A 26,246-nucleotide genomic window follows, 5' to 3' on the forward strand; every position below is an offset into this window, starting at 1 on the left:
AGGAATAATAATGGAACAGTCCACCTTAAAAGAATATAACGGCTCTGCCACTGAAGATATGGAACTTATTTTTTCCAAACAACGCGCCAATTTTGAGGCAGATCCCTACCCAAGTCTTGAGTCACGCCGCACAAAACTGCATCAGCTTAAGAAACAAATTATTCGCTATCAAGATGCTTTAGCTACCGCAATTAATGCTGACTTTAGTTCAAGATCACTCGATGAATCTAAACTTTTAGATTTGCTTGGCTCTGTGTTGGAAGCTGATCATGCGATTCATCATTTACGTCGCTGGATGCGCCCAAGTAAACGCCGTACCGAGCTTTTATTTTTATCAAACCGTTTAAGCGTGCAATACCAACCTAAAGGTGTGGTTGGTGTGATTGTGCCTTGGAACTTCCCCGTTTATTTAGCACTTGGCCCACTCATTGCCGCGTTAGCTGCGGGCAACCGAGTCATGATTAAGCTGCCTGAAATTACCCCCAATACCAATGCCATGCTACGACGCATGCTTGCCGAAGTTTTCAATGAAGATGAAGTGGCGGTTTTTGGTGAAGAAATTACAGACCCAGCAAGATTTACCACTTTGCCATTTAACCACATTGTCTTTACTGGCTCTCCTGCCATTGGCAAAGTCGTCATGCGAGCTGCTGCTGAAAATTTAACACCTGTTACGCTTGAGTTAGGTGGTAAATCACCAGCCATTGTAAGCCGTAATTACCCGCTTGCCGATGCAGCAAAACGTATTACCCATGGTAAAGCAACCAATAGTGGTCAAATCTGTGTAGCACCTGACTATGCCTTGGTTCCTAAAGAAAGTATTAATGAGTTTGTAGATGCTGCAAAATCAAGCTTTATAAAAATGTTTGGTCAAAACATCACAAACAATGAAAATTACACATCGATTGTCAATGACCGCCATTTAAAACGTATTCAAGATATTTTGACCGATGCACAAGAAAAAGGTGCACGCATTATTCCTTGCGACACTTATAGTTTTGATCAACAAGGCCGTAGGATGCCTGTACAGATTGTGCTGAACTGCACGCCAGACATGCGCATTATGAAAGAAGAACTCTTTGGCCCTATTTTACCTGTGGTGGCTTATGATTCTTTAGATGACGCAATTACCTATGTGAAATCGGACGAACGACCTTTAGCACTTTATTGCTTTACACATAGTTCAGTAGAACGCGACCGAATTTTACGTGAAACTCATTCAGGTGGTGTGACCATCAATGACTGGGGTTGGCATGTAGTTAACCATGACGCTCCTTTTGGGGGTATCGGCAACTCAGGTATGGGGTCATATCATGGTGAAGAAGGTTTCCGTGAACTTTCACATGCAAAAACTGTATTTATCCGTCATCGATTTTTCCCGACCCAGCTTTTCCACCCTCCTTATGGAACATTCTTGCAAAAACTGGCAATTCGCTTTTTCTTGAAAAAAGGCGATCCAAATATTAAATAATAGATTATAAAAAAAGCCTCGTAATGAGGCTTTTTATTATTTTTTAAACAAATAAAATCACTACACTTTGTTTAAATATAATCAGCCTTTTGTGCTTTTAAAATATCAAGCTGCAACATCTTTTTCTTTTTATATTTATAGGCAATAAATAAACCAATAAACCAGATTGGTGAGCATTCAAGTGCAATTAAAGTGTCGTGATCTAAAGCTAAAATGACAATAGTAAATACTAAAAACAACATAGTCATCCATGCCATAAATAAACCACCAGGCATTTTATATTTTGATTGAATATGTAATTCTGGACTTTTCTTACGATAATAAATATATGACATCACAATCAGCATAAATGTAAAAATACATAAAATTGAAGTGAGCGCTGAAATAATCGTAAATGCCGTCATGACATTTGGAACAATAAATAAAATCGAGGTTCCCACTGTTACGCACGCCATTGAAAACACGAGTCCACGAATTGGAACTTTTCTTTTTGACAGCTTACTAAAGCTTTTAGGTGCATCGTTGTCTAATGCTAAACCGTATAACATACGACTGGTCGCAAAGATTCCACTGTTTGCAGAAGATAAAGCGGAAGTCGCAACAACAAAGTTAATTAAACCGGCTGCAATAGGTAAACCAACTAGAGTGAACATTTCTACAAAGGGACTTTTTTCCGGTGAAACTTTTGCCCAAGATGTAACTGCAATAATACAAACTAGTGCACCTACATAGAATAATAAAATACGTAAAGGAATAGAGTTGATGGCTTTTGGAAGTGAAGTATGCGGGTCTTTTGTTTCTGCGGCAGTTGTACCTACCAGCTCAATACCTACAAATGCAAAAATAGCAATTTGGAAGCCCGCCAAGAAACCTGTTACTCCATATGGGAACATCGACTCTGTTTCAAATAAATGGCTCACCGAAGCCTTGACCCCATTTGGAGAGGTAAATCCGGTACCAATTAAGTAAATACCCGCCAAAATAAATAAAATAATTGCGGTAATTTTGATGAGTGAGAACCAAAACTCCAGTTCACCAAACAAACGAACGGCCACAAAGTTGAGTATGGTTAATATGGCTAATGAAGTAAATGCAGGAATCCAAACGGGTAAATCAGGATACCAAAACTGCATATACCCCCCGATCACAATTACATCGGCAATCGCTGTAATAATCCAGTTACACCAATAAGACCAACCGAGAAAAAAACCTGCCCATGGACCTAAATAAGCGGTTGCGAAATCGGCAAATGTTTTAAAGTTCGTATTTGCAAGCAATAACTCACCCATTGCTCGCATCACGAAGAAAAAGAAAAAGCCAATAATTAAATAGGTTAAAATAATTGAAGTACCGGAAACACTTAATGTTTTCCCGGAACCCATAAATAATCCGGTACCAATTGCACCGCCAATCGCAATCATTTGAATATGGCGATTTGTCAATGAGCGTTGCAATTTTTCCTCTTCTTGACCAGTCATATGTTGACTGCCAAGGAGGTCTCCTTCCAGGAACTGCTTTCCTTTATTATTACTCATGTAATATTAACTCCAATTTATAGCAACCGTTATAAATATGTTTTAATAATATGAGTTATGAGTTTCGCTTGAACCGAATAAATCATCCTACAAATATTATTAAAACCACTTATAATTTAGTAAATTCCATTTTTAAATCTTAAAATAGTTATTTAAAACAATAAAATATTAACCATAGAATTATCCCGTTATGCCTCATCATCTTAATCGATAAAAATGAACCTATAAGTCCCTTTCATTCTATTAAGATGATGTATATCCATATCAATTTTTTGACTCAGGGATAATATAGTATTCCACATGAAATTTGGTGAGTTATGAAAACTCACTGCCTAATTAACCACCATTTGCAAATACTGGGTATTTTCCGACCTATTTGCTGCTTTTGGTTTTGAAACCTGTTTAACATTAATACTCAAGACGCGGACTAATGCTCCATTTTCAACGTTCAGTTCTTGAGCCTGTTCGGCGCTTAGCTGTAGTTGTTCCTGATAAGGTGAGCTGTACACCACAATTGCCCGATAGTTTTCATAATCGTCATTAGCAACAATATAAGGCTCATCGCCTAAATTTAGACGAGTAGAGTCTACAACTTTGACTGCTAAAATCTGACTTTCTTTAATAGCGCGTAAATTTTCAATATCTGCCTGTAGCGTCGCGCCACCGTCAAAAATATCTATATAACCTTTATAACGAAGCCCTTCTTCTAGCAAAAGATTGTAGGCTGGTCGAGTATTTGGATGAACCATACCAATTGCCGCTTTAGCATCGTCTGGCAACATATCGACATAGAGCGGATGTCTCGGCATCAGCTCGGCAATAAAAGCCTTTTGCCCTATTCCGCTTAAATAGTCCGCTTTGGTAAATTCAATATTAAAAAATTTATGGCCTACCGCATTCCAAAATGGTGATTGCCCATTTGCATCGGAATAACCACGCATTTCGGCAACAATGGTTTCTTCGAAATATTGACGAAATGCAGACAAGAACAAGAATCGTACTTTAGATAAAAACTTACCATTTTTATTTAAACGGTAGTCTGGATCTAAAAATAACGTACAAAGCTCGCTACAATTCGTGTGGTCATTACTCAAATACAAAGTTGGTAAAGCGTTATAGACACTTAAAGGTTCCGAGGCATGCACTTGGGTGCCTACATGGAAATTGTACCAAGGCTCTTTTAAACCAAGCGCAACTTCAATACCGCAAACACCCACCACTTTATTGAGCTCAGTATCTTCTAAAACAAATAAATAAACCTGATCTGCTTTTGGTAATTCACCTGCTACTGTTTTACAAGCCCGTTCAATACGTGCCGCCAACTTTTCAATATTTGGCTGCAAAGATGTCAAACCAAAACCCGCTTTTTGAGCCAAAAGGTAAAGATCATTAACATCCTTAGGTTCAATGTAGCGAATAATCATCATGCTGCTTGTTCATCCTTTTGAATTTCTACAAAGCGAGCAATTGCACGTTCAAAACGTTTTAGACCTTCATCAATATCAGAAAAAGGAATAATTAACGATGGTGTAAAACGGACAACATTTGGGCCAGCAATCAGACTTAATAAACCTTCCTCACCCGCAAGGTTATTAATATCTTTTGCTTTACCTGCAAATTTATCTTTTAAAACACAACCAAGAAGTAAACCTTCGCCACGAATTGTTTTAAAGACTTCATATTTTTCATTTAATTGATTTAAAGCGTTTTTATAGTAATCATGGCGCTCTTTAACGCCATTCAGCACTTCTGGTGTATTAATAAACTCAAAGACTGCACCTGCAACTGCACTTGCCAGCGGGTTACCGCCATAAGTCGTACCGTGTGTACCCACTGAAAAATGCGGCGCAAATTTATCAGTTGTTAGCATTGCACCGACAGGGAAACCACCGCCCAATGCTTTTGCAGTAGTAAGCACATCCGGTGTAACACCGTAGTTCATGTAAGCATAAAGTGCACCTGTACGGCCGACACCTGTTTGCACTTCATCAAAAATAAGTAAGGCACCAAACTGATCACACAGTGCACGTAAACCTTTTAAAAATTCGATATCAGCAGGAATTACCCCACCCTCACCTTGTACAGGCTCTACAATTACTGCACAGGTTTGCTCATTAATAACTGCTTTAGCCGCATCTAAATCATTATAAGCAACATGGCTAATGCCGTTTGGAAGTGGTGCAAAGTCTTGTGAATATTTTGGCTGACCACCAGCCGAAACAGTAAATAAAGTACGGCCGTGAAACGCATTGTTAAATGCCACAATACCGCTTTTACCCGCAACACCACTGTCGAGTCCAACTTTACGAGCAAGCTTTAATGCTGCTTCATTTGCTTCTGCACCTGAGTTACAGAAGAATACTTTGTCTGCAAATGTATTTTCAGTGAGTTGTTTAGCAAGACGCAGTACGGGTTCATTAGTATAACCATTGCCGACATGCCAAAGTTTTTTTGCTTGTTCTGTTAACGCATTAACTGCCACTGGATGCGCATGACCTAATGCATTTACTGCAATCCCGCCTGCAAAATCGATATATTCTTTATTTTCTTGATCCCAGATACGTGAACCTTCACCACGTACAGGAATGAAATTTGCCGGTGCAAATACTGGAACCATCCATTCGTTAAAGTCATTTCTGGAAACTGCAAAATTATTCATTGTGGCTTGCCCATCAAATTAAGATTATTAGGATTATCGATGGGTCTATTATTAAAAATCAAAATGACTCACAAAATTTGTAATTTAGTAAAAAATGAATTATTTTTTATCAATCTGATAATTGACAATGACATTATGGACAATATTGATCAAATTATTTTAGGTTTACTTAAAGATAACGCTCGGATGTCTGTAACCGAGATAGCCGAAAAAGTTCATGTTTCAAGAGCAACGGTTAAAAAGAGAATGGAATATCTGGAGTCTTCCGGCATCATTACTGGATATACGGTTCGTTTTAAACCAAATGCTGAACGCAATGTCATCCGCGCATGGATGAGCATTATGGTCGAAGGTACTAAAGCACAGTCTGTGATTAAAGAACTACGTCTAGAAAGCGCGGTTGAATGTCTGCATAAAACTAACGGTAAATGGGATATTTTGGTCGAGCTACGCTCCGACACCTTAGAAAACTTCGATAAAGTATTAGAAAGAATTCGAAATATTTCAGGTATTTACAACAGTGAAACTAGCATTTTGCTGGCGAGCCATAAGACCTAATCATTACGTTAAATCTCAAATTAAATATGGGATGAGCTGACTATACGACTAAGCTCATCCATTTCCCTTTCATTCAAAAAATTCTCTATGGTCGCTTGTTAAATCTAAAAGCACCATTCTAACGATGAACCTATTCTAATAATCCTCAATAAATTTTTAATTTTTTTAAATAATCAAAATCAAAAACTTAAAACACCTTCTCAGTTGAACTTACCCTTTTTCTACTTAATCCCCTCATCAAAGCATTTGACAGAAAATTTAAAAAATAATACATATAGTATTATATGTTATATGTTAAAACCTAAGGACAAGGTATAAAAAATGGCTAAAACTCAACTACAACACTTCATTAACGGCGAATATGTTGCTAGCAAAGGAAATGATTTCTTCGATTTGGTAAGCCCAGTCACTGGTGAAGTCTATGCACAATCGCCGAATGCGACCGAGGCAGAAGTTGATGCAGCTTATGCTGCTGCAAAAGAAGCATTTAAAATTTGGGGACGTAGTACACCTTCGACTCGTCAAAAAGCATTACTGAATTTGGCAGATGCTATTGAAGCAAATGCTGACCGTTTGATTGAAGCGCAAAGCCGCAATACAGGTCAGTTAAAACATTTAATTGCATCTGAAGAAGTTGGTGCATCGGCAGATCAAGTTCGTTTCTTTGCAGGTGCTGCCCGCTTACTCGATGGCACAGCAACTGGCGAATATTTAGAAGGTTTAACTTCTTCTATTCGCCGCGAACCAGTCGGTGTGGTTGGTCAGGTTACACCTTGGAACTATCCACTCATGATGGCAATTTGGAAAATTGCTCCTGCTCTGGCAGCGGGTAACACTGTCGTATTAAAACCAAGTGACACAACACCTGAAAGTACCCTTTTACTTGCAGAAATTGCTGCACCATTTTTTCCGAAGGGTGCATTTAACGTGGTGTTAGGCCAAGCGCAAGTGGGTTCAAAAGTGGTATCACATAAAACCCCTGCTCTCGTTTCGATTACAGGTTCAGTTCGCGCCGGATTACAAGTTGCTGCTTCTGCTGCGGCAAATTTAGCAAAAGCTCATCTTGAACTTGGTGGTAAAGCACCTGTACTGGTTTTTGAAGATGCAGATCTTGATAAAGCCGTAGAAATGATTGCTTTAACAGGCTATTTCAACGCAGGTCAAGACTGTACTGCTGCAACACGTGTGATTGTGGCTGAATCTGTTCATGACGAGTTTTTAGCTAAACTTGTTGAAGCTGCAAAAAATACACGTTTTGGCGAACCAGATGATCAAGACGCGCTTTATGGTCCTCTTAACAATGCCAATCAATTAAAGAATGTTAAAGCGTTTATCGACAACTTACCTGCTCATGCCAAAGTTGAAACAGGCGGAAAACAGGCAGACCGCCCAGGCTTCTATTTTGAACCGACTGTTATTAGTGGTTTAAAACAACACGACGATGCTATTCAGAACGAAATTTTTGGACCAGTGATTACCGTTCAGAAATTTACAGATGAAAATGATGCCATTGAAAAAGCCAACGATGTTGAATATGGCCTAGCTTCAAGTGTTTGGACCAAGGATCATGCTCGCGCAACACGTCTGTCACGTGAACTTGATTTCGGTACAGTTTGGATTAATACCCATATTCCTTTAACCGCGGAAATGCCACACGGCGGCTTCAAAAAGTCAGGATATGGTAAAGATTTATCTGGCTACGGTTTTGAAGAATATACCCGTGTTAAACATGTGATGAGTTCAAACGAATAATAACAATGCGTTTTGAAAGGAGATCAAAATGAATAAGCAAGAAATGAAAGATTTGGTGACTAAAGCACACCACGAGTTATTTAATTTGCATGACACCACTGCTCTAGACCGTTATTTTTCTGAAGACTTTATAGAGCACTCACCACTCGTTGCAAATGGTATTTCAGGTTTACGTCAACTGGTAGAAGACTGCCCAGATATGCAACACGAAGCTGTACGTGTACTCGCAGATGGTGACTTGGTTGCAATTCATGGCCGCTTTCAGGGCTTAGATGAAAAACCATTGGTTGGGTTTGATATTTACCGAGTTAAAGACGGCAAAATTGTCGAGCATTGGGATGGTCTTGTGGCAGAAGCTGCGCCAAATGTAAGTGGTAGAACTCAACTAGATGGTCCCACTGAAATCGTAACTCACCATGACCCAGAGAAAAACCGCGAAATTGTGACATCTTTCTTTAAGAAGTCATTAATTGATGGCAATTATGATGCCTTTAAAGAATATACCGATGGCGACCAGTTCATTCAACATAGTCCAGATATTGGTGATGGTGTTAAAGCAGTCATTGATTTTTTGAACAATATCCGTAATGAAGGACAAGGTTTGGTATACTCAAAAACGCATCGCTCCATTGCTGATGGTCAATTTGTATTGACACATTCCGAAGGCAGTATTGCTGGTAACCGACATGCATATTTTGAACTATGGCGTGTAGATAATGGCAAAATTGTTGAACTTTGGGATGCAATACCGGCTGTGCCTGAAGATGAACAGGCTGTCCATGGTTATGGCGTGTTTTAATAACTATTTATCCGCTTCATTAAGCTAAGTCTTTTGACTTAGCTTTTAGAGAATTCGCCATGTCAGCATATACGATAATTTTTGCACCTATTGCTCAAGCAACTCGTTCGGAACAAGTTGTAGAACGCTTGGAAAATGCAATTATCTCTGGTTTGCTCAAAAGCAATGAACAACTTCCTAATGAAGCAGACTTAGCACGCTTAATGGGAGTTTCGCCAATCACTGTTCGCGAAGCATTAAATACTTTACGCGTAAAAGGTTTAATTGATACACGTCGTGGAAGAAATGGTGGAAGTTTTGTTTGTGAGCTACCTTCTGATTTACTTTTAAATCAACATCCTTTGCGCCAAGCTTCAAATGAGTATCTTGCCGATTTAGGTGAGTTTCACAGTGCAATTTTAAGTCATAGTGCCTATCTGGCCGCTCAAAGAACCACTGAATATGAACTTAACAAAATAAAAGAGTTAATTGAACAATTTGAACAAGCTGTTGAAGCAGATACACGTGCACAGCTTGATTTACGTTGTTTGCTGACGCTTACCTCATTTGCCCAATCTGCAAGGCTGGCAAATCAGGAACTCACGATTCAGGCTGAATGGGCTCCGCTTATCGCCGTACTTTATCAAGATGATGATTTTCACCGTGAAGTTGTAAAACAATATCACCATCTTTTGTCGTCTTTTATGCAAAACAATGAAAATGAAGCTGTGATTCAAGCCCGAAAAATAGTTTCAATGCTCACTGACCAAATGCTTCGGTATAAGTTATCGAGTGAATAAAAATAATAAATATGATGGCTTATCAATAATCAAGTTAGAAATATGGAATTTTAGGAGTTATAGGAATGACCCAACAGTTAGATATAGAAGAGCTACAAAATTTGTTAAAGACGGTGGTTGACGAAACAACCTCTATTACAGAAAAACTCGCAACTAAGGCGAGCAAGATTTTGTCAAAGCATGCATCTGAAAAAAATGCAGATATTAAGCTTTCAACTTCAGAACGCTCTGCTTTGCAAAAGGAAATTAAAAAAGCACTTAATCAGAGCCATTATAGTCAAGGAACTGGTTTTGCGAGTTATAGTCCGGCAACTCAAGAGGAACAAGACTACTGGACACTCGAATGGTGGTATAAAAAAGAAGATCAATTACAACAAGCAAAACTTGAAAACTATCAAAATGCGCAGCGTTTTTTAGATTTCCGCTCATTTGAGTGGTTCCATAAACCTGCACAAAATAAAAGTCCATGCATACATGGACCTTATGTTGATTATATCTGTAATGGTGCCTACACCATTACTATTGCCCACCCTGTCATGATTCATGGCCACTTTATTGGCGTCATTGCGACCGATATTTTAGTTTCGGCTCTCGAAAAACTGCTTATGCCCAAACTCAAAAATATTAAGCAAAAGACTGTCATTATGAATGATTCATCTCGGGTCATTACTTCAAATGACATTAGCATCAGAACCGGGACATTATTTAAAGAAAAGACTGATCAACAGTTTTTCTCGCAACCATGTCAGTCTTTCCAGCTGGTTGTCATCTAAAAAGCAAAGAATATTGGCCTTTTATTCTCGCTTTAGTGTGCCATCAAGGTGATATAGCACTTTAAACCCTTAGCTGTTGTTCAAACTTTCTTCAAATAGACTTGTTTATTCAGGTCTAGGGGAAGTTTTGGCCTAAAAATAGCATCGCCTTTCTGGATGAAAAGCAAAAACAACGAAATTTGAGGTTGAAAAGACATGGAAAATAAAGCGTCTTCCTTAAAAAAACTATCACTATGGCAAGTTACAATTATTGGTATTGCCTATATGACCCCCATGACGGTTTTTGATACTTTCGGTATTGTTTCCGGAATTACCAATGGTCATGTTCCCCTCGCATATTTACTTGCTTTAGGCGCGATGCTGCTTACTGCTTGGAGCTATGCGAGGTTTAGTAAAAACTCAGAAAGATCAGGTTCGGCCTATAGTTATACTGCAGAAAGTTTAGGGCCTAGAAGTGGATTTTTCGTTGGCTGGTGCTCTCTACTCGACTATCTGTTATTACCGCTTATTAATGTGTTGCTGGCTGCAATTTATCTCACCGCACTCATTCCGAGTATGCCTTATTGGTTTTGGGTGCTGGTATCGGCGGGCCTTGTGACTTTAGTCAACTGTTTCCGTATTCGGTTACTTGCCAACTTAAGTCTCGTATTTGTGTTTGCTCCGATTATCCTCATGGTCATTTTTGTATATTTAGTGGTTCGAGGTATTGGTTCGACCCAAGGTTATGAGCATGTGCTTACTCTGGCTCCACTATGGCATGGTCAACAATCACTATTACCGCTTGTTGCTGGTGCTTCGGTTTTATGTTTTTCATTTTTAGGTTTTGATGCAGTTACTACCCTTTCAAATGAAACCAAACAACCCACCAAGAATATTCCCCGAGCAGTCATGTTAACCACACTTGCGGGTGGGCTTATTTTCTTCACAGCTGCTTGGTTTATTCAACTTTATTTTCCAAACAATGTTCGCTTTCATCATCCTTCAGAAGCATTACCAGAAATTGTGCTTTATGTGGGTGGTGCTTTGTTTCAGTCCATATTCTTATGCGGCCAAATTATGAACACAGTCGCCTCAGGTCTTGCCTCACATGCCAGTGCTTCGCGTTTACTGTATATAATGGGGTCCGACAATATTTTTCCTAAAAAGTATTTTGGAACCATCCATAGCTCTTTAGGGACACCATTTTTCTCGGTTTTATTTGTCGGGCTTATTTCAATGTCAGCTATTTTCTTAGATTTAGCTCAAGTTGTTAGTCTGATCAGTTTTGGTGCGCTCGTTGCTTTTACAGCCGTAAACTTCTCAGTTTTTATGAAATTTTATATTAAAGATAAACAACGTTCAGGTTTTAAAAATAAATTTCTAAACCTATTTTTACCGTTGTTATCGGTCATTAGCATTATTTGTTTATGGCTCAATCTCGACTCATCTTCACTGATTTTTGGATGCTTCTGGTTAACTTTAGGCATTCTCTTATTCATTTATAAAACGATTAAAAAACAAAGTATTGCAATTAGTAATGCTTATTAATTTTTTAAGGAACATCGTCATGAAAATTATTTCTAAACCTCAACTTTTAAAAGATGTGGAATATAAACCAAGTAAGTCTTTACAAGTGGGTAAAGAATGGAGCTGGTTAAATCCAAAACACGCGCAATTTGACTCAACTACGGTTAATGGCACTTCGGTAAATAACCCAGCAAACTACTATGAAAGTTCCCTGTCCGATTGGCATACATTTGACAGTTTAAATGCTGATATTGAATGTGATGTCGTGGTTATTGGTGGTGGTTTATTGGGTTCATCGACTGCCCTACACTTAGCTGAAGAAGGCGTAGATACCGTTTTATTAGAAAAAAACCGTATTGGTAGTGCAGCTTCAGGGCGAAATGGCGGACAACTTACCCCAGGTTTAGCACGCTGGGAAGCTCAAGAAATGGCTGACCGATTAAGTTATGAAGATGCCAAAAAGCTATGGCATTTTACTTCTACGGAAGCCATGCAACTCATTGATGATATCTCTGAAAAATACCAACTCAACTTTGACCGTAAATACGGGCATATTACTGCCGCCGTTCATGAAGGACATTTGGTTGGCTTAACCCAAGGTGCCGATGCCCGAAAATACTTAGGTGAAGACCATACTCGTATTGTGGGTAAACATGAACTCATGGACTTTATTAAGTCAGACTACTATACAGGCGGTTTAATTGATGAGTTAGGTGGACAAATTCATCCGTTGGCTCTAAACCGTGGTTTAATTTATGGCTTTTGCAAAAACGGCGGTAGTGTTTATGAACAAACAGAAGTTATTTCAATAGAAGAAAAGGCAGATGGTATTTATGTTCACACAGCAAATGCAGTCGTGAAAGCCAAAAAGTCTGTAGTTTTAGCGGTACACCATGCCTCGTTTAAACTTTTATCTGAGCAGAACAATACCACTATTCCGTTTTACACTTATGTCGCGACCACCGCTCCTTTAGAGTTTGATACCAAAGAGCTTCTGCCATTTGGACATCCGGTTTATGACACTCAGTTCCAGATTGATTACTACCGTCCTGTGTTTAACAACCGCTTATTATTTGGTGGGCAAGGTACTGGCACATGCTGGGGGCCAGAGAAAACTTTAAATTACCTAGAGCATCGAATTCATACAGTTTTCCCTCAAATTAAAAATCTAGAAATGGATTTTGTCTGGAGTGGCACTACTGATTTAACCGTTAATGGTGCAGTCGACAGCCGTAAGTTTGGTAACAAGTTCCCGATTTATGCAGTTCACGGCTGGAGTGGACATGGTGTTGCACAGACGGTACGCATTGGTAAAGCCATTGCAAATGACTTTGTTGGGCAATCTAATGACTTTGAAATGTTATCTAACATTGACCATCAAAATATTATTTTTGGCCGTACGCTTGCCCCTGTCGTTATTCCACTCGCAAAAAGTATGTATGGCATCGGTGCAATGATTAACCCGGGCAAAATGGTATCTTTCTAATTTAGAAAAACATCATTTTCTAAAAAAGATTCGTACAGTTTTGTGCGAATCTTTTTATATAAAGGCAATATTGCTTTTCAAACTAGGTTATCCCTATTCAATCCATTACAATAGCGCCAGCTTTTTTAGACAGCGCATAGTATTTTGAGTAACTCATCTTCCCAATTAAAACGTGGACTTAAAAATCGTCACATCCAGTTAATCGCTATGGGTGGTGCTGTGGGCACAGGACTTTTTTTAGGCTCTGCACAAGTCATTCAGTCTGCTGGTCCTTCAATCATTTTGGGTTATGCCATTGTTGGTTTGGTTGCATTTTTAATTATGCGCCAAATGGGTGAAATGATTGTCGAAGAACCTGTAGTTGGCTCTTTTAGCTATTTTGCACAAAAGTATTGGGGAAGATTTCCCGGTTTTTTATCGGGCTGGAACTATTGGGTTGTGTACATTTTAGTTGCGATGACTGAGCTTACCGCCGTGGCTAAATATGTACATTATTGGTGGCCTCATATCCCAGCATGGGTTTCGGTTTTATTTTTCTTTGTGCTGGTCACGTGCTTGAACTTAGGCAATGTTAAATTTTATGGCGAATCTGAATTTTGGTTAGCCATTATTAAAGTTACCGCAGTCATTTCAATGATTGTGTTTGGCTTATATTTATTGCTTACAGCCGGCAATGATTCTATAGCGAGCTTTTCAAACCTGTGGCAGCATGGCGGATTTTTCCCGCATGGCTTTTCGGGTATGTTCTATATGCTCGCTTTTTTAATGTTTGCATTTGGCGGTATTGAACTGATTGGAATGACCGCTGCTGAAGCAGAAAATCCTGAAAAAAGTATTCCACAAGCCATTAACCAAGTTATTTTTCGAATTTTGGTTTTTTACGTGGCCTCGCTCGCAATTATTATGTCGCTTATTCCATGGAACCAACTGGACCTTGGTGGTTTAGATAAAAGCCCCTTTGTCATGATTTTTAGTCAGCTTGGCATTGGTTGGGCGGCACATTTACTTAACTTTATTATTTTGACTGCTGCACTTTCAGTTTATAACAGCGGCATGTATGCCAACAGCCGAATGTTGTATGGACTGGCAGTACAAGGCAATGCCCCTAAAGTCTTTGCCAAAGTAAGCAAACAAGGTGTACCCACAGCTGCTGTCGTCTTCTCTTCTATTTTGATTTTTGGGTGTGTTTTACTCAACTACTTTGTACCAGAAGAAGCTTTAAGCCATCTTATGTATATGGCTGTTGCAGCTTTGGTTTTGAACTGGGCAATTATTAGCTTTACCCATTTAAAGTTTAAGCAAGCTATGAAACTAGATGGAAAAGTTGCCAAATTCCCTGCTCTATTTTCGCCTTTGAGTAACTATGTCGTGCTCATTTTTATCGGCATGATTTTATACATTATGTGGACTCAAGGCTTTAAAGAATCAGTAATTTTAATTCCGATCTGGATTACTTTAATGCTTGGTTTATATAAAGTTTTAAGGTTAGATAAATCACTCTGAACGTCCTAAAAGGCTTATTCAAACAGAATAAGCCTTTATTGTTTTAAGCGGCTGTAAATAAGTCTCACCTCTTTGTAAATTTCAACAGACCAAATATCTGCATCTCGTCTGATCAATCATCCATCACTTAGTAGTTTTTAGTTATATGCTATCCATTTAAAAATAGTGCTTAAGACATTTTTAAGAGATGATTATTAAGGTACAAGTGTTTACATGATCTATAAATATTTGTGTCAATGTTCAGCTAAAATCGTGGCTGACCAGATATATCGCGATCATCAATCAGGAAAAGACGCTTCATAAATAGCTCTTTTATCCACTTTACTGATTTTGCTCCATTCACTGCGTCGCTTAATGATGAAAGACAGGAAAAATTTTATGGAAAAAACGCTGCAATGCCCAAAGTGTGGTTCTACAGAAATTGAAACACGTGACCATGACAAACTACTTAAAACCACTGGCGGTGTTTTATTAACAGCTGCAGGGACTACAGCGGGTACCGTAGGTGGTGCTGCAACAGGTGCTTCTATAGGAGCAGCGATTGGTACTGTAGCTGGACCATTAGGTGTAATTGTTGGCGGTACTGTAGGCACATTTGTCGGTGCAATCAGTGCAGGTATTACTGGCGGTGTAGTGGGTAATATTTTTGGTAAAAAAGCAGGTGTAATGATCGATAAAAATATATTTCAGGACTACCGCTGCCTAAAATGCAAATATCGTTTTAAAGTAAAGAAATAAACTAATTTCAATTGAATTAAGCAGGTAAAATCAATTTTCAACTGGCTCTCCTGCTTAAACTCAACTTTTATAAAGTGCTCCAAATCATAAAGATATGAAGCAACTTATATAATAAATTAAAACCCAAATTTAGATTTTAATTTACTTCGCAATTCCATCTTGTTGGTACTGAGGTGAGCGTGGGCCATATAATAAGCCTGTACCCGGACTATAAGGAGTCGGGGTAAACAGTTGAGCATTTACCATACTTGCTATTGGATAAGCGCGATCATTAAAGTTGCTAGAGATCTGTTCAACCAAAGCACCGACTACAGCACCAAGTAAACCAGAGTTATTATCACTACTTGATTGGGATAACTTTTTCTCACCAGTCCAAATCACATCGCCTGTTTTTAAATCCACAAGTTTTGCATCTGCACTTACCGTAGCAACACTTTGAATTACTTGATATTTAGAGCCATATTCTTTAATTCGAATGTATAAAGCGGCATCTGCACCAAAAATCTCTTGTAATTTTTGAGGAGCAATAGACTGCGCATCACTGCCATTGGTGACACCATTCTCTTTGAACATGTTATCTACAACAGAGATGGGAAAAACATAATAGCCAGCTTCTGCTACAGGTGCTATTACGGTTGGCCAATAACTGTAAGTTGCTTTTACATCTGGTGAATCATTGACTGGTGGTAATACCAAAATTGACTTTGGCATATGAGCTTTATAAGCGGTTATGTCTTTATTCGGTGCCGGAGTAACTGCACAGCCAGTAAATGTAATGCTAGAAATAATCAAACCAGCAATTAGAAACTTCTTAATCATGATTTTGTATTCCCACCATTCGCATTCATTTTTTGCAATAAGCGATCCATTAAAACTGTAGACTCTGGATAGACTTGACGTTCAAGCTGGAAATACTCGATTGCTTTTTGAGAATTATTTTCTTGTAAATACAATAATCCTAAATGCGCATATAACCCCGGCGGAACAGCTAGGCCCTTACCTTTAGTTTTTTGAATCTCAGCTTCTAATGTCGTTATTTGTGCACTTGGTGTCGCTTTTTCAGGTGCGGTATACATCAAATAAGTTTGATGCGGATAACTTCCCCAATTATATAAAGATTGAGGACCAGTGGCACAGCCCACCAATCCCAAAGCAAGAACACTACTTAAAACAATTTTTTTCATCTAACACATATCCAAAATTATTGAATTGACCAACGGTTATTTTGAATATCTGTTACAAGATTATTTACTGCTTCACGAACAGCTAAATCGAGCACTTTACCATTTAAAGTAGAATCATAAGAGGCAGTAGAACCAAAGCCTAAAACTTCACGTGCGCCTAATGCATATTCACCAGCACCTTGTACTGAGTGCACAACTTCTGAAGTTTTTACATCAATAATATTTAAATTAACTTTTGCATAAGCAACTTGCTGTTTACCGCGGCCTAAAATACCAAATAGTTGCTGATCACCAACTTCTTTACGGCCAAACTCAGATACATCGCCAGTAATCACATAACGAGCACCTTTAATAGATTGAGCAGTATTGCTATAACCTACTTCTTGTTTGATTTCAGATAAATTATCGCGATTTAAAACTGAGAAATAACCAGTTTGCTGTAAATGTGTCTCAAGAATCGTTTTCGCTTGGCCACCTAAACGGTCTACATTATCTGAGAAAACTCCTCTCATATAACTAGAGCGGTTATCAAACTTACCAATAGAAACAGGAGCTTTTACCCCATTATATTTAATTGCAGAAGTTGCTGCGGTGACTTGAGGACTTTGTATCGTTCTTGATGTTTCAGTGGTTGAACATGCGATTAAACCAAAAGAACTCGCCATAGTAATGATTAATATTTTTTTCATGTTTACTCTATAAAGATAACTAAAATACAAAGAATACATATTATATACAAAAAGACTATCAAATGAGCTTCTAAATTAATCTATGAGCAAAAATCTAATCAATTAAATTAAAACTTTTAAGTAACCTACTTATTATTTTATCAATATTTAATCATAAGAATCATATAAATAGTCACTCAAATGAGCTGTGTATGCCTACGAAGTCAGTGAGAGAAATTCAAAATCAGCTACTTACTTTACGCTACTTATTAGATATGAAAGAATTACGGCCTTATATAACTTTTGAAATTTAAAATGAGAAAAATATTATTTTTAAGTTTAGTCAGTATGTTTAGCTCGTATAGCTTTGCAGAAGATAATAATTCGGTTTATAGAGGACTTGGTACTGGACCGCAGGATTTCCTAAAGTTCCAAATACTCAAACAAAAAGGCTTTATCTCAAAAAAACCTAATATTTCACGAGCAGATTATAACGATATATATAAACTCAAAAAGCCTTATGAGTTTATGGGACAAAATGTTGTACTCATTTCGGATGAATATATGTCTGAATATGTTGGCTGTTGTGTGAGTGAAGGTTGGGGAGCTGTATTTAAGCAAACTTCTAATTTGAAATTGATTGAAAAATTTGCAAAAACAAATCAATGTAGTGTCGGTCCTATAGAGTCAACCAGTGATTACTATGGCTTTAAAATCCGTTCTCTACCAAAAGGTAATTACTATGAATTATCCTGCCGCGAACGTGATTTAGATGAGTCTCAATAAGTCAAAATTAAACTCTGAAAATAAGAGCCAAAGTAAAATATCTATAGAGGATAAAAGATGTTACCAAAAAGAATTTTTCTAACTATTTGTCTCTTAAGCATCCTGAATTCAGGATGGGCAAAATCTATAAAACAAACAGATGACAATACTAAACAACAGCAATCTAATCAGACTAATACTAATATAAAAAACAATATTGATTTAACTGATATCCAGTCAAAAGCTGAAAAGGGAGATTCTGAAGCACAGTACAATTTAGGTGTAATGTATGCGGAAGGTTATAAAGACATTCAAGCCGATATTCTAAAAGCTATTGAATGGTACACTCAATCTGCAAATAAAGGTTATGTTAATGCTCAATATAATTTAGGTTTATTATACAAGGGAAATGAGTATATTAAGCCAGATTATGTCAAAGCAAAATATTGGTATGAGAAAGCCGCAGCACAAGGTGACATTGCATCCTTAAATGAACTTGGAAATTTCTACAGTAAAGGTTTAGGTATTAAGCAGGACTATCAGGAAGCTATTAAATACTACTTAGATGCTGCAAATGCGGGTGATTCAGATGCTCAAACAAATCTAGCAACCATGTTTTTACATGGCAGAGGAGTAACTCAAAATAAGCTAGAAGCTTCTCAATGGTATTTGAAAGCTGCCGTCCAAGGAGATATTGATGCCCAATATAATTTAGGGCTTATGTACTTCCTTGGAGATGGTATAAAACAAGATTATTCTCAAGCGCAAAAATGGTTTTTGGCAGCTGCAAATCAAGGGGAAAGTAATGCACAATATCATCTTGGAAAAATTTATAAAGACGGACTAGGAGTAGATAAAGATCTGTCCTTAGCTCGTACTTGGCTTAAAAAGTCTGCTGAGGCAGGGAATTTGTATGCACTCCAAGAATTATCTAAGTTAAATTAATATTTATCTAAGCACTTAATATATAAAAATCTCATTTATACTAGATTTTAAAATATTACTTTAAATTCAATTTATTAAATATATTCAATCCTGAGCTTAGATATTATTTATCTTAGTCCAGACCAGTTTAATATATTCTTTATTAACAACCACACTCTCTTTTTATAATTTCTATATTTTGGGCCGCCTCTTGATCTCCTTGATCAGCAGCAATCTGAAGTAATTCAATTGATTTATTAATATTTTTTTCTACACCTCTTCCTTCATAGTACATTCCAGCAAGTATTTTAGCGGCATCCCCATCTTTCACATTTATAATAGCCTTGTTATACCAATAGGCAGCCTTTTCATAGTCTAAAGGGGTCCCTTCACCATTAAAATACATATTACCTAAATTAAACTGTGCACTTAAGTCACCCAAAAGAGCAGCTCTATTAAAAAGATTAAAAGCCTTATTATTATCCTGTTTTACACCAACTCCCTCCTTATACATTCTTCCTAAAAAATTAAGAGCTACTCTATTATCTTTTTTTGAAAGCTCAGAAAAAGTATCTAATGCCTTAGTAATATTAGTATATTTAGTTCCCTCTGTATAATAAATTATACCCAAATTAGCTTGGGCTTCCTCTTCACCCTGTTCGGCAGCTTTCTCAAACCAATAAACAGCCTTGTCTAAATCTACTTTCTCACCATTTAAACCTTGTTGATATACTACGCCCATATTATATTGGGCAATAGAGTTACCATTTTCTGCGTTCTTTTGATATTTACTTAACTCACTATTAGAACTTTTAACTTTTACATTAGATAAATCACATCCCACCAAAGTTAATGTACTAAATATAAATATTGATAAGAAAAATTTCATATTTTAAACTAATCACTCGCCTAATTTAATAAATACGATAATCTACTATGAATTATCGTATTTCCATTTCATATTTAGTATAATATATTTTCTATAAGTTATAAAATATTACTTTCAAAACACCTATTAATTACTCACTTTTTCCAAATAAATATCAGCTTCTTGATTCCCAGGTAATTTTGCTTTCTGAAACCATTCTTTTGCAGTTTCTATATTGCTTTCAACTCCCTCACCATTTAGGTATCTAATTCCTAATTGAAGTTGACTATCAGCATCACCTTCTAAAGCAGATTTTCTATAATATTCTACAGATTTTGATAAGTCCTTTTTTACTCCATAACCATTAAGGTACATTATTGCTAAATTATATTGTGATTTTGCATCATTTTGATCAGCAGCTTTTTTATACCAATTAAAAGCCTTTTCATAATCAACATTTAAATCATATTCACCAAATAAGTACACATCTCCCATTTGTGACTGAGCCCGAATATCCCCCTGTTCTGCTGCGCTCTTCAAATTTTCAAATTCAGAATTTGCCGAACTATTAGGGCTATTACACCCTACTAATAGGCTGAATATAAAGATATTTAAATATTTAATCATAATAGACTCAAATTATTAAAAGCTCATTTTAGAAAGTAAATCTATTTTTATTAAACCGACAACAATTATAATAAAAATATTATATTTAATTAATAAAATACTGTTCTGAGCTTAGATATTATTCATCTAAACCCAGTTCAATTTAATAATTTTTTATCCGCATCCACATTCTTTTTTTATAATTTCTATATTTTTAGCAGCTTCTTGGTCTCCATGATCAGCTGCGAACTGATATAAATTTAGTGCTTTTTCAATATCTTTACTTCCTCCTCTCCCTTCATAATACATTCCAGCAAGGGTATAAGCCGCGTCAATATTTTCACCTGTTTGATATGCTCTTTCAAACCATTTTCTAGCTTCAGTAAAATCTTGTTTAACACCTTGTCCTTTAAAATACATTATCCCTAGATTAAACTGTGCACTATTCGATCCTAAATTCGCTGCTTGTTTAAATAAAGATAACGCTTTTGTATAATCTACAGAAGTATCAATACCATCTTTATATATAATTCCTAATTGATTAATTGATTCTGCGTCATTTTTATCCATACCTTCTAAAAAAATTTCCATTGCTTTTTTAACATTTCTATATTTTGAATTATCACTAATATAAATTACACCCAAATTATATTTAGCATCTTCTTCACCTTGCTTAGCAGCTTTTTCAAACCAATAAACAGCCTTATCTAAATCGACTTTCTCACCATTTAAACCTTGTTGATATACTACGCCCATATTGTATTGGGCAACAGGGTCACCATTTTCTGCATCTTTTTGATATTTGCTTAACTCACTATTAGAACTTTTAACTTTTACATTAGATGAATCACATCCTACCAAAGTTAATGTACTAAATATAAATATTGATAAGAAAAATTTCATATTATCTCTCATTTAAAACATGCCTTGGTTTGGAAAATCAAGTGGGTGATAACCCATTTTGGATGGGGCATCTGAGATTCGTGGTAGTTTCGGTAACTTATGGTCAACTGTTGTTTGTTGGCCCTGAGCAATTTTCAATCCTTTAGAAATACCTTGTGGTTTTTCCAATCTACCATATAGATTAATCTTGTCTGTATTAGAACCACCACAAGCCTTATATTTAATAACACCAGCGCATGCTTCTACATATTTACCATCTTTACGTTCACCAAATGCAAACCCATCGACTGGTTCGGTGATACTTGCTTCTCCATATAAGCCTATACTTCTTTCTAAAGTCGACCTAGTTACACCATTTCCTTTATATTCTACAGACCCACCAATCCCCACACCTGCCACAATACTTGCATTAGCAGTTTTCCCTGCTGCATATCTTTCAGCTACATCTTTTAAACTTTTACTTGTTGCATACTTTTCATATGTATCTGATGCTGATTTTACACTTCCATATGAACCAATCGAATTTGTCGATGCAAGCCCACGTGGATCTATCCATTGAGTTGGATCACTTACATAAGCAGAGGTATTAATTCCGCCACTCAAACCAATCGGATCTTTACTCACATATCTTGCACTATGAGGTTCATAATAACGATAAAGGTTATAGTGCAGTTCTGTTTCCAGATCGTAATATTGACCTTGAAAGCGTAAATTATTTTGTTCAAATGGATTATCTTGATTTACTGCTTTAATTTCTAATGCTGTTCCCCACGTGTCTTGGAGAATTTCCCATACACATTCACCGCGAGTATTGGTCATGGTTTGTGGTGTTCCGACCTGATCACAGTGGTAGAATGTAATCTGCTCTACATCAGTATGCTTTTTCCGAGTAGTACTATTCCATACTGGGTCTTTATAAATAGAATATGGTTTTGTTTGATATACCTGATAATCAGGAGTTTCTATCAGTTGAATAAAATCCTTATAACCTGCTTGCAATAGTGGAACAAAGCTATCAGGTTCATAAATATAGTGCTTTGTATAACTCATCTGTGCCGATTTAAATGATTCCCATATCATTAAATCGCCATCCCAACCAAATAAGGTTAACTCATTAGATGTTTTTTTGTAGAGTCGACGACCAAAGACATCGTAGCCATATTCTGTAACTAGACCATTATTATCACTTCGAATAAGTCTGTTTTGATTATCCCAAGTCAGTTTAAGTTTTTTGCCCGTTTGAATAATCTCTGTCACATTACCTTGTGCATCATATTGGTAGTGTTTACCTTTATAACTTTTAATAAGGTTATTTTTAATTTGTGCAGGCCTTAATACCGATTCAGAATCAATTAAATTACCTGCCGGGTCAAAATTAAAACTTTCTGTTTTATGTAAACTTTGAGCTGCAATTAAACGCCCAATTGAGTCATATTGATAATTGAGTTTACCCAAACGGCTATCTTCAACTTGACTAAGCAAATAGTTTTTATCGTAGTAATATTTTCTATGTGCTTGATATTGTAAATAGTCTTGAGTTTCTTGCTCAGGTTGAATGAACTGTGAACTCAATAACCCCACATCATTATATTGTTTGGTTTGCATGAGCCCATTTGCTAGTAATCGTGTTGTTTCTCTATGCAAATCATCACGCTGAAATGAAGCAACTTCTTGGTTATTTAAACCAATTGCATAAATATGCCCTGAACCATAAACAAGGTGATTCAGTGTATGTCCATCAGGTCGAATTGTTTTAATTAAATTTCCAAGCTCATCATATTCATAATGTAATACTGCTGTGAGCGGTTTCAGTTCTGGAATTTTATAATGTTGGTGCTCTCTAACCAACTGCCCAAGTGCATTGCGATAGAAATCAATTTGGCTAACCTCATTACTGGCTCGGCTCAGTTGGCTATTCAGGTTATAATCAAATTGCTCTGTTTGTTTCTGCCCTGTATGTAAATGGGTAAAGCTTTTCGAAGCAATTTGTCCATCTGCATAATAGTCAAATTGGGTCAGAATATTTGGTTGACGGATTTGAAATAATCGACCATTTTCATTGTAACTATAGTGCTTTTCCTCTCCATCAAAGGCCTGTTCACGTATCAAATATCCATACGGATTGTATCCAAATAAATATTCGGCTTGATTCTGGTTAATCAGCTTTTGGATACGGCCTTGTTTGTCCCATTGATAAGCTATGCTATGTCGATTGGCATCAATACGCTGTTCTAATAAGCCAACTCGATTGTACTTATATTCCGTTACTAAACCTTTAGTATCTATATGCTTAAGTAAGCGTCCTTCTTCATCATGTTCAAAGTATTCTTTTAACCCATCAGGATAAATAATACTTTGTAACTGGCCTTTATCTCGGCCTTTGGTACTGTAAATATATTGTACAACTTTATTATTTGCAGTTTGTTCAGCTGTCAATGCACCATCTTCATCATATTCCCATGTACTACTCTTACCTGAGCAATCGGTATATGAAATCATCTGCCCCAATTCATTATATTGAATTTTCTTAACACCACCTTTTGCATCAATGACTTCAACCAGTTGATTATTATTGTTATATTTGTACTGTGTGATATGCCCTAATGGATTGATTTCCTTATTAAGATTACCATTTTCATCATATTCCCGTTTCCAAATACTGCCTTCTGGGTCTTTAATTTCAACTAAATTACCTTGTTCATCATATGCAAAACGAATTATCCCACCGTTTGGCTGCACAATTTTAACAAGTTGATCTTGATCATTATATTCTTGTTGAGTCTCTCGCCCTTCAAAATCAATTTGCCGAGTAATACGCTTTAGCCCATCACGGCTATACCATGACTCACGCCCATCCGCTAAACGAGTTCGATAAGTAAACCCATTCAGATCGAAGTAATAGTAAGTTGGCACATCATAAGCATCATAAACCGCCACTTGACGTAAGCGCGGATGCCATTTTAGTTTGGTATGAAAACTGCCATCATCAGCCCATTCTTCTATCGCTTTAGCTTTGGCTTCAGTTGATTCATAACGAATATTTTGTCCACGCCCTGTACGGTCTGTATAGCGTGTTAGTTGATGAAATTGGTTATATTCATAGGTTCTTGTATGACCATTCTGATCAATGGCTTTAACCAAGTTGCCTTGGGTATCATAATCATAACGCGCTAATGGCTCAGCGCTATCATCTAAAAACACCGCAATGATTTTAATTTGCTCACTAAAAGCAAATTTTAATTGGTGCTTGGCATGTTCTAATTGAAAATCAACATGTTGAAGATAAGCAGCTTTATCGAAAATAAGATAACTTAAGTCAATCTTTTCTTGTGTTTTTTCATTGAATTGTTGAATCAATTGATAAGGCTGTCCAACTGAAAACTGATGGAATTGGAAAGACCAATCTCCACCGAAGTTTAGAATCAGATCTCCATTTTTAAGAGGTTGTACTATTACTCCTTCATAAGGAACTTCATAAGTTTCAAGTGCAATGGATGCTGGCAGTTGATGCTTTCGCCCTTTACTATCAATAAATAGATAGCCTTGAGCAGTTCGTTGAATCATATTGGAAAATGGCATCATCCAACGTGCACCAATCATGCTTTGATCAAACTCATCCATTTGTGAGTTATATTGGCGTATAAAAGAAAAACCTATTTTTGGCAAATAGAAGTCTGCATGTTGAACCCGTTCAGCACCAATTGAATAGCTAATACTTTTTCCAGATTGTGAATCAGCACCTTCACATGGAGGAGCATTTAAAGCATCTGCCTGTAAACTTACAAACTCTAAAGTGTCTCCTTTCGTATGCCGTTCATATTCACCCGTCTGGTTGATTGGCACACTTGCATTACCTTTATTTTCTAATGCTTGTATAGCTTTCAGTGTTTCTTGTAATAGCCATGCCAAAGTATATTTTTGGTCAGCATTTGCTTGCTGCTGTAAAGTTTGACTTAAAGCTGTAATAGCTTGAGTTGCTTCTTGTTGCAAACGACTTGTTATATTTGGCTGTATTTTAGGGGTTAAATTTGCTTGGCTCGGCTTCCCTAATAAATCAATGAGTGGAACGGCCCAGTTGGTAAATTTGAGTTTCGGGTCTCGTTTCTCTGCACTTGCACCTGCCGCAATGGTTATTCCTGCATTTATACCTGTTGCTGGGGTCGCCATGCTCTGCAAGATAGTTACACCCAACGCCGTAGCACTGGCAAGTAGAGTGCTTAACTTCGCTTGAGTCTCTTTTAAAAAGTTCTCTAAATCTCCAGCGATCATCGCATTGAGATGTAAACCTAAACGCTTAATATCCGTTTCTTTAATTTTTCTATTTTCTCGATATAAGCACTCTGCCATTAAGCCAAACATCGGACGTAAAGCCATTCGTGCATGTGCTTCATTATTCGGTTCTGAAAATAAACCAATTAAATTTGCCGCAAGTAATGCTGCACGTTGTACAGCAGCATCACCAGTTTTTTTATCTGTAGCATAGAGCATTAGATCTAGTACACTACCCGTCAATGCAAAAATATTAGCAACCGTGGTTATATTGGCCTTACTTTTTATTTGTTCTAATGTCGTGTTTCCACACACTTGTAAATACAGCTGAACCTGACTTGCGATCATTTGCAAGTCTGCTACATCCGTCACGCTATTTAAGTTAAAAACAGCAAGTTCAACAGCAGGTTGTTTTTTAATTTCTTTCTGTTTTGTATTCTCTTTAGCCATTAATATAAAACCTTTAATTCATTCAATTACAGCAATATTTTTCTATGTTG

General features: G+C 37.0%; 22 protein-coding genes. 12 read left to right on the top strand and 10 right to left on the bottom strand.

What is annotated here, in order from left to right:
• Positions 1-10: 10 nt before the first annotated feature.
• Positions 11-1,471: a coniferyl aldehyde dehydrogenase gene (locus tag F984_RS12875; protein WP_004709908.1), complete on the top strand. Its 1,461-nt coding sequence runs from the start codon at positions 11-13 to the stop codon at positions 1,469-1,471.
• A 71-nt stretch (positions 1,472-1,542) separates the two neighbouring features.
• Here F984_RS12875 and F984_RS12880 read toward each other — a convergent pair whose 3' ends face one another.
• The 3 genes from F984_RS12880 to F984_RS12890 all read right to left on the bottom strand — a co-directional run bounded on the left by F984_RS12880 (position 1,543) and on the right by F984_RS12890 (position 5,665).
• Entirely contained in the window at positions 1,543-3,006 is a 1,464-nt protein-coding gene (locus F984_RS12880; RefSeq protein ID WP_004709911.1) for an amino acid permease, read from the bottom strand.
• A gap of 332 nt (positions 3,007-3,338) precedes the next feature.
• Positions 3,339-4,433: an arginine N-succinyltransferase gene (gene astA, locus F984_RS12885; protein ID WP_004709913.1), complete on the bottom strand. Its 1,095-nt coding sequence runs from the start codon at positions 4,431-4,433 to the stop codon at positions 3,339-3,341.
• On the bottom strand, positions 4,430-5,665 hold the full coding sequence (locus tag F984_RS12890) for an aspartate aminotransferase family protein (protein WP_004709914.1): 1,236 nt from the start codon (positions 5,663-5,665) through the stop codon (positions 4,430-4,432). Before F984_RS12890 ends, astA begins: the two co-directional genes overlap by 4 nt.
• Positions 5,666-5,800: 135 nt before the next feature.
• On the opposite strand from F984_RS12890, the gene F984_RS12895 reads away from it, so the two are divergent.
• The 9 genes from F984_RS12895 to F984_RS12935 all read left to right on the top strand — a co-directional run bounded on the left by F984_RS12895 (position 5,801) and on the right by F984_RS12935 (position 15,559).
• On the top strand, positions 5,801-6,223 hold the full coding sequence (locus tag F984_RS12895; protein ID WP_009501788.1) for an Lrp/AsnC family transcriptional regulator: 423 nt from the start codon (positions 5,801-5,803) through the stop codon (positions 6,221-6,223).
• Positions 6,224-6,544: 321 nt separating this feature from the next.
• Entirely contained in the window at positions 6,545-7,975 is a 1,431-nt protein-coding gene (locus F984_RS12900) for a gamma-aminobutyraldehyde dehydrogenase (RefSeq protein WP_004709917.1), read from the top strand.
• Positions 7,976-8,003: 28 nt separating this feature from the next.
• A complete protein-coding gene (locus F984_RS12905) occupies positions 8,004-8,774 on the top strand; it encodes a nuclear transport factor 2 family protein (RefSeq protein ID WP_002053578.1) in 771 nt (256 codons plus the stop codon).
• A gap of 59 nt (positions 8,775-8,833) precedes the next feature.
• On the top strand, positions 8,834-9,553 hold the full coding sequence (locus tag F984_RS12910; protein WP_004709920.1) for a FadR/GntR family transcriptional regulator: 720 nt from the start codon (positions 8,834-8,836) through the stop codon (positions 9,551-9,553).
• 65 nt (positions 9,554-9,618) lie between these two features.
• Positions 9,619-10,326 (top strand): cache domain-containing protein, encoded by a 708-nt coding sequence (locus tag F984_RS12915; RefSeq protein ID WP_004709922.1) that lies wholly within the window; start codon positions 9,619-9,621, stop codon positions 10,324-10,326.
• Positions 10,327-10,521: 195 nt separating this feature from the next.
• Positions 10,522-11,853 carry an APC family permease gene (locus F984_RS12920; protein WP_000428065.1) on the top strand — a complete coding sequence of 444 codons (1,332 nt, stop codon included), beginning with the start codon at positions 10,522-10,524 and terminating at the stop codon, positions 11,851-11,853.
• 19 nt (positions 11,854-11,872) lie between these two features.
• Positions 11,873-13,318 carry an NAD(P)/FAD-dependent oxidoreductase gene (locus F984_RS12925; protein WP_004709924.1) on the top strand — a complete coding sequence of 482 codons (1,446 nt, stop codon included), beginning with the start codon at positions 11,873-11,875 and terminating at the stop codon, positions 13,316-13,318.
• A 144-nt stretch (positions 13,319-13,462) separates the two neighbouring features.
• Positions 13,463-14,821, top strand: a complete 1,359-nt coding sequence (locus F984_RS12930; protein ID WP_080631564.1) for an amino acid permease — start codon at positions 13,463-13,465, stop codon at positions 14,819-14,821.
• Positions 14,822-15,199: 378 nt separating this feature from the next.
• Positions 15,200-15,559 carry a hypothetical protein gene (locus F984_RS12935; RefSeq protein WP_000416091.1) on the top strand — a complete coding sequence of 120 codons (360 nt, stop codon included), beginning with the start codon at positions 15,200-15,202 and terminating at the stop codon, positions 15,557-15,559.
• Between the two features lie 141 nt (positions 15,560-15,700).
• Here F984_RS12935 and F984_RS12940 read toward each other — a convergent pair whose 3' ends face one another.
• Genes F984_RS12940 through F984_RS12950 form a run of 3 tightly spaced genes read right to left on the bottom strand, consistent with a single transcriptional unit; the run spans position 15,701 to position 17,432 of the window.
• Positions 15,701-16,378, bottom strand: a complete 678-nt coding sequence (locus tag F984_RS12940) for a DUF799 domain-containing protein (protein WP_004709927.1) — start codon at positions 16,376-16,378, stop codon at positions 15,701-15,703.
• The gene (locus F984_RS12945) at positions 16,375-16,743 is read right to left on the bottom strand and encodes a DUF4810 domain-containing protein (protein ID WP_002047997.1); all 369 of its coding nucleotides are present in this window, start codon (positions 16,741-16,743) and stop codon (positions 16,375-16,377) included. The genes F984_RS12940 and F984_RS12945 overlap by 4 nt, the downstream gene beginning before the upstream one ends.
• 17 nt (positions 16,744-16,760) lie before the next feature.
• A complete protein-coding gene (locus F984_RS12950) occupies positions 16,761-17,432 on the bottom strand; it encodes a CsgG/HfaB family protein (protein ID WP_002048002.1) in 672 nt (223 codons plus the stop codon).
• 294 nt (positions 17,433-17,726) lie between these two features.
• Here F984_RS12950 and F984_RS12955 point away from each other — a divergent pair, with 294 nt between their 5' ends.
• A complete protein-coding gene (locus F984_RS12955; RefSeq protein WP_004709933.1) occupies positions 17,727-18,197 on the top strand; it encodes a hypothetical protein in 471 nt (156 codons plus the stop codon).
• 57 nt (positions 18,198-18,254) lie between these two features.
• Positions 18,255-19,121 carry a tetratricopeptide repeat protein gene (locus F984_RS12960; protein WP_004709935.1) on the top strand — a complete coding sequence of 289 codons (867 nt, stop codon included), beginning with the start codon at positions 18,255-18,257 and terminating at the stop codon, positions 19,119-19,121.
• A gap of 142 nt (positions 19,122-19,263) precedes the next feature.
• Here the strand turns inward: F984_RS12960 and F984_RS12965 are convergent, their stop codons facing one another.
• From F984_RS12965 to F984_RS12980, 4 genes are all read right to left on the bottom strand, one after another.
• Positions 19,264-19,989, bottom strand: a complete 726-nt coding sequence (locus F984_RS12965; protein ID WP_004709938.1) for a tetratricopeptide repeat protein — start codon at positions 19,987-19,989, stop codon at positions 19,264-19,266.
• A gap of 126 nt (positions 19,990-20,115) precedes the next feature.
• A complete protein-coding gene (locus F984_RS12970) occupies positions 20,116-20,595 on the bottom strand; it encodes a tetratricopeptide repeat protein (RefSeq protein WP_004709940.1) in 480 nt (159 codons plus the stop codon).
• Between the two features lie 153 nt (positions 20,596-20,748).
• A complete protein-coding gene (locus tag F984_RS12975; protein ID WP_025469331.1) occupies positions 20,749-21,477 on the bottom strand; it encodes a tetratricopeptide repeat protein in 729 nt (242 codons plus the stop codon).
• A 12-nt stretch (positions 21,478-21,489) separates the two neighbouring features.
• The gene (locus F984_RS12980) at positions 21,490-26,196 is read right to left on the bottom strand and encodes an RHS repeat-associated core domain-containing protein (RefSeq protein WP_004709943.1); all 4,707 of its coding nucleotides are present in this window, start codon (positions 26,194-26,196) and stop codon (positions 21,490-21,492) included.
• Positions 26,197-26,246: the final 50 nt, after the last annotated feature.

Origin of the sequence: Acinetobacter nosocomialis NIPH 2119, assembly GCF_000368085.1 — a bacterium.
Taxonomy (GTDB): Bacteria; Pseudomonadota; Gammaproteobacteria; order Pseudomonadales; family Moraxellaceae; genus Acinetobacter; species Acinetobacter nosocomialis.

What these genes read in the sequence shown, in the direction of transcription:
- F984_RS12890 (WP_004709914.1), bottom strand. Translation starts at nt 5,665, where the DNA reads ATGAATAATTTTGCAGTTTCCAGAAATGACTTTAACGAATGGATGGTT.
- F984_RS12980 (WP_004709943.1), bottom strand. Translation starts at nt 26,196, where the DNA reads ATGGCTAAAGAGAATACAAAACAGAAAGAAATTAAAAAACAACCTGCT.
- F984_RS12950 (WP_002048002.1), bottom strand. Translation starts at nt 17,432, where the DNA reads ATGAAAAAAATATTAATCATTACTATGGCGAGTTCTTTTGGTTTAATC.
- F984_RS12970 (WP_004709940.1), bottom strand. Translation starts at nt 20,595, where the DNA reads ATGATTAAATATTTAAATATCTTTATATTCAGCCTATTAGTAGGGTGT.
- F984_RS12965 (WP_004709938.1), bottom strand. Translation starts at nt 19,989, where the DNA reads ATGAAATTTTTCTTATCAATATTTATATTTAGTACATTAACTTTGGTG.
- F984_RS12955 (WP_004709933.1), top strand. Translation starts at nt 17,727, where the DNA reads ATGAGAAAAATATTATTTTTAAGTTTAGTCAGTATGTTTAGCTCGTAT.
- F984_RS12935 (WP_000416091.1), top strand. Translation starts at nt 15,200, where the DNA reads ATGGAAAAAACGCTGCAATGCCCAAAGTGTGGTTCTACAGAAATTGAA.
- F984_RS12910 (WP_004709920.1), top strand. Translation starts at nt 8,834, where the DNA reads ATGTCAGCATATACGATAATTTTTGCACCTATTGCTCAAGCAACTCGT.
- F984_RS12925 (WP_004709924.1), top strand. Translation starts at nt 11,873, where the DNA reads ATGAAAATTATTTCTAAACCTCAACTTTTAAAAGATGTGGAATATAAA.
- F984_RS12945 (WP_002047997.1), bottom strand. Translation starts at nt 16,743, where the DNA reads ATGAAAAAAATTGTTTTAAGTAGTGTTCTTGCTTTGGGATTGGTGGGC.
- F984_RS12905 (WP_002053578.1), top strand. Translation starts at nt 8,004, where the DNA reads ATGAATAAGCAAGAAATGAAAGATTTGGTGACTAAAGCACACCACGAG.
- F984_RS12960 (WP_004709935.1), top strand. Translation starts at nt 18,255, where the DNA reads ATGTTACCAAAAAGAATTTTTCTAACTATTTGTCTCTTAAGCATCCTG.
- F984_RS12975 (WP_025469331.1), bottom strand. Translation starts at nt 21,477, where the DNA reads ATGAAATTTTTCTTATCAATATTTATATTTAGTACATTAACTTTGGTA.
- F984_RS12900 (WP_004709917.1), top strand. Translation starts at nt 6,545, where the DNA reads ATGGCTAAAACTCAACTACAACACTTCATTAACGGCGAATATGTTGCT.
- F984_RS12895 (WP_009501788.1), top strand. Translation starts at nt 5,801, where the DNA reads ATGGACAATATTGATCAAATTATTTTAGGTTTACTTAAAGATAACGCT.
- F984_RS12875 (WP_004709908.1), top strand. Translation starts at nt 11, where the DNA reads ATGGAACAGTCCACCTTAAAAGAATATAACGGCTCTGCCACTGAAGAT.
- F984_RS12920 (WP_000428065.1), top strand. Translation starts at nt 10,522, where the DNA reads ATGGAAAATAAAGCGTCTTCCTTAAAAAAACTATCACTATGGCAAGTT.
- F984_RS12915 (WP_004709922.1), top strand. Translation starts at nt 9,619, where the DNA reads ATGACCCAACAGTTAGATATAGAAGAGCTACAAAATTTGTTAAAGACG.
- F984_RS12940 (WP_004709927.1), bottom strand. Translation starts at nt 16,378, where the DNA reads ATGATTAAGAAGTTTCTAATTGCTGGTTTGATTATTTCTAGCATTACA.
- F984_RS12880 (WP_004709911.1), bottom strand. Translation starts at nt 3,006, where the DNA reads ATGAGTAATAATAAAGGAAAGCAGTTCCTGGAAGGAGACCTCCTTGGC.
- astA (WP_004709913.1), bottom strand. Translation starts at nt 4,433, where the DNA reads ATGATGATTATTCGCTACATTGAACCTAAGGATGTTAATGATCTTTAC.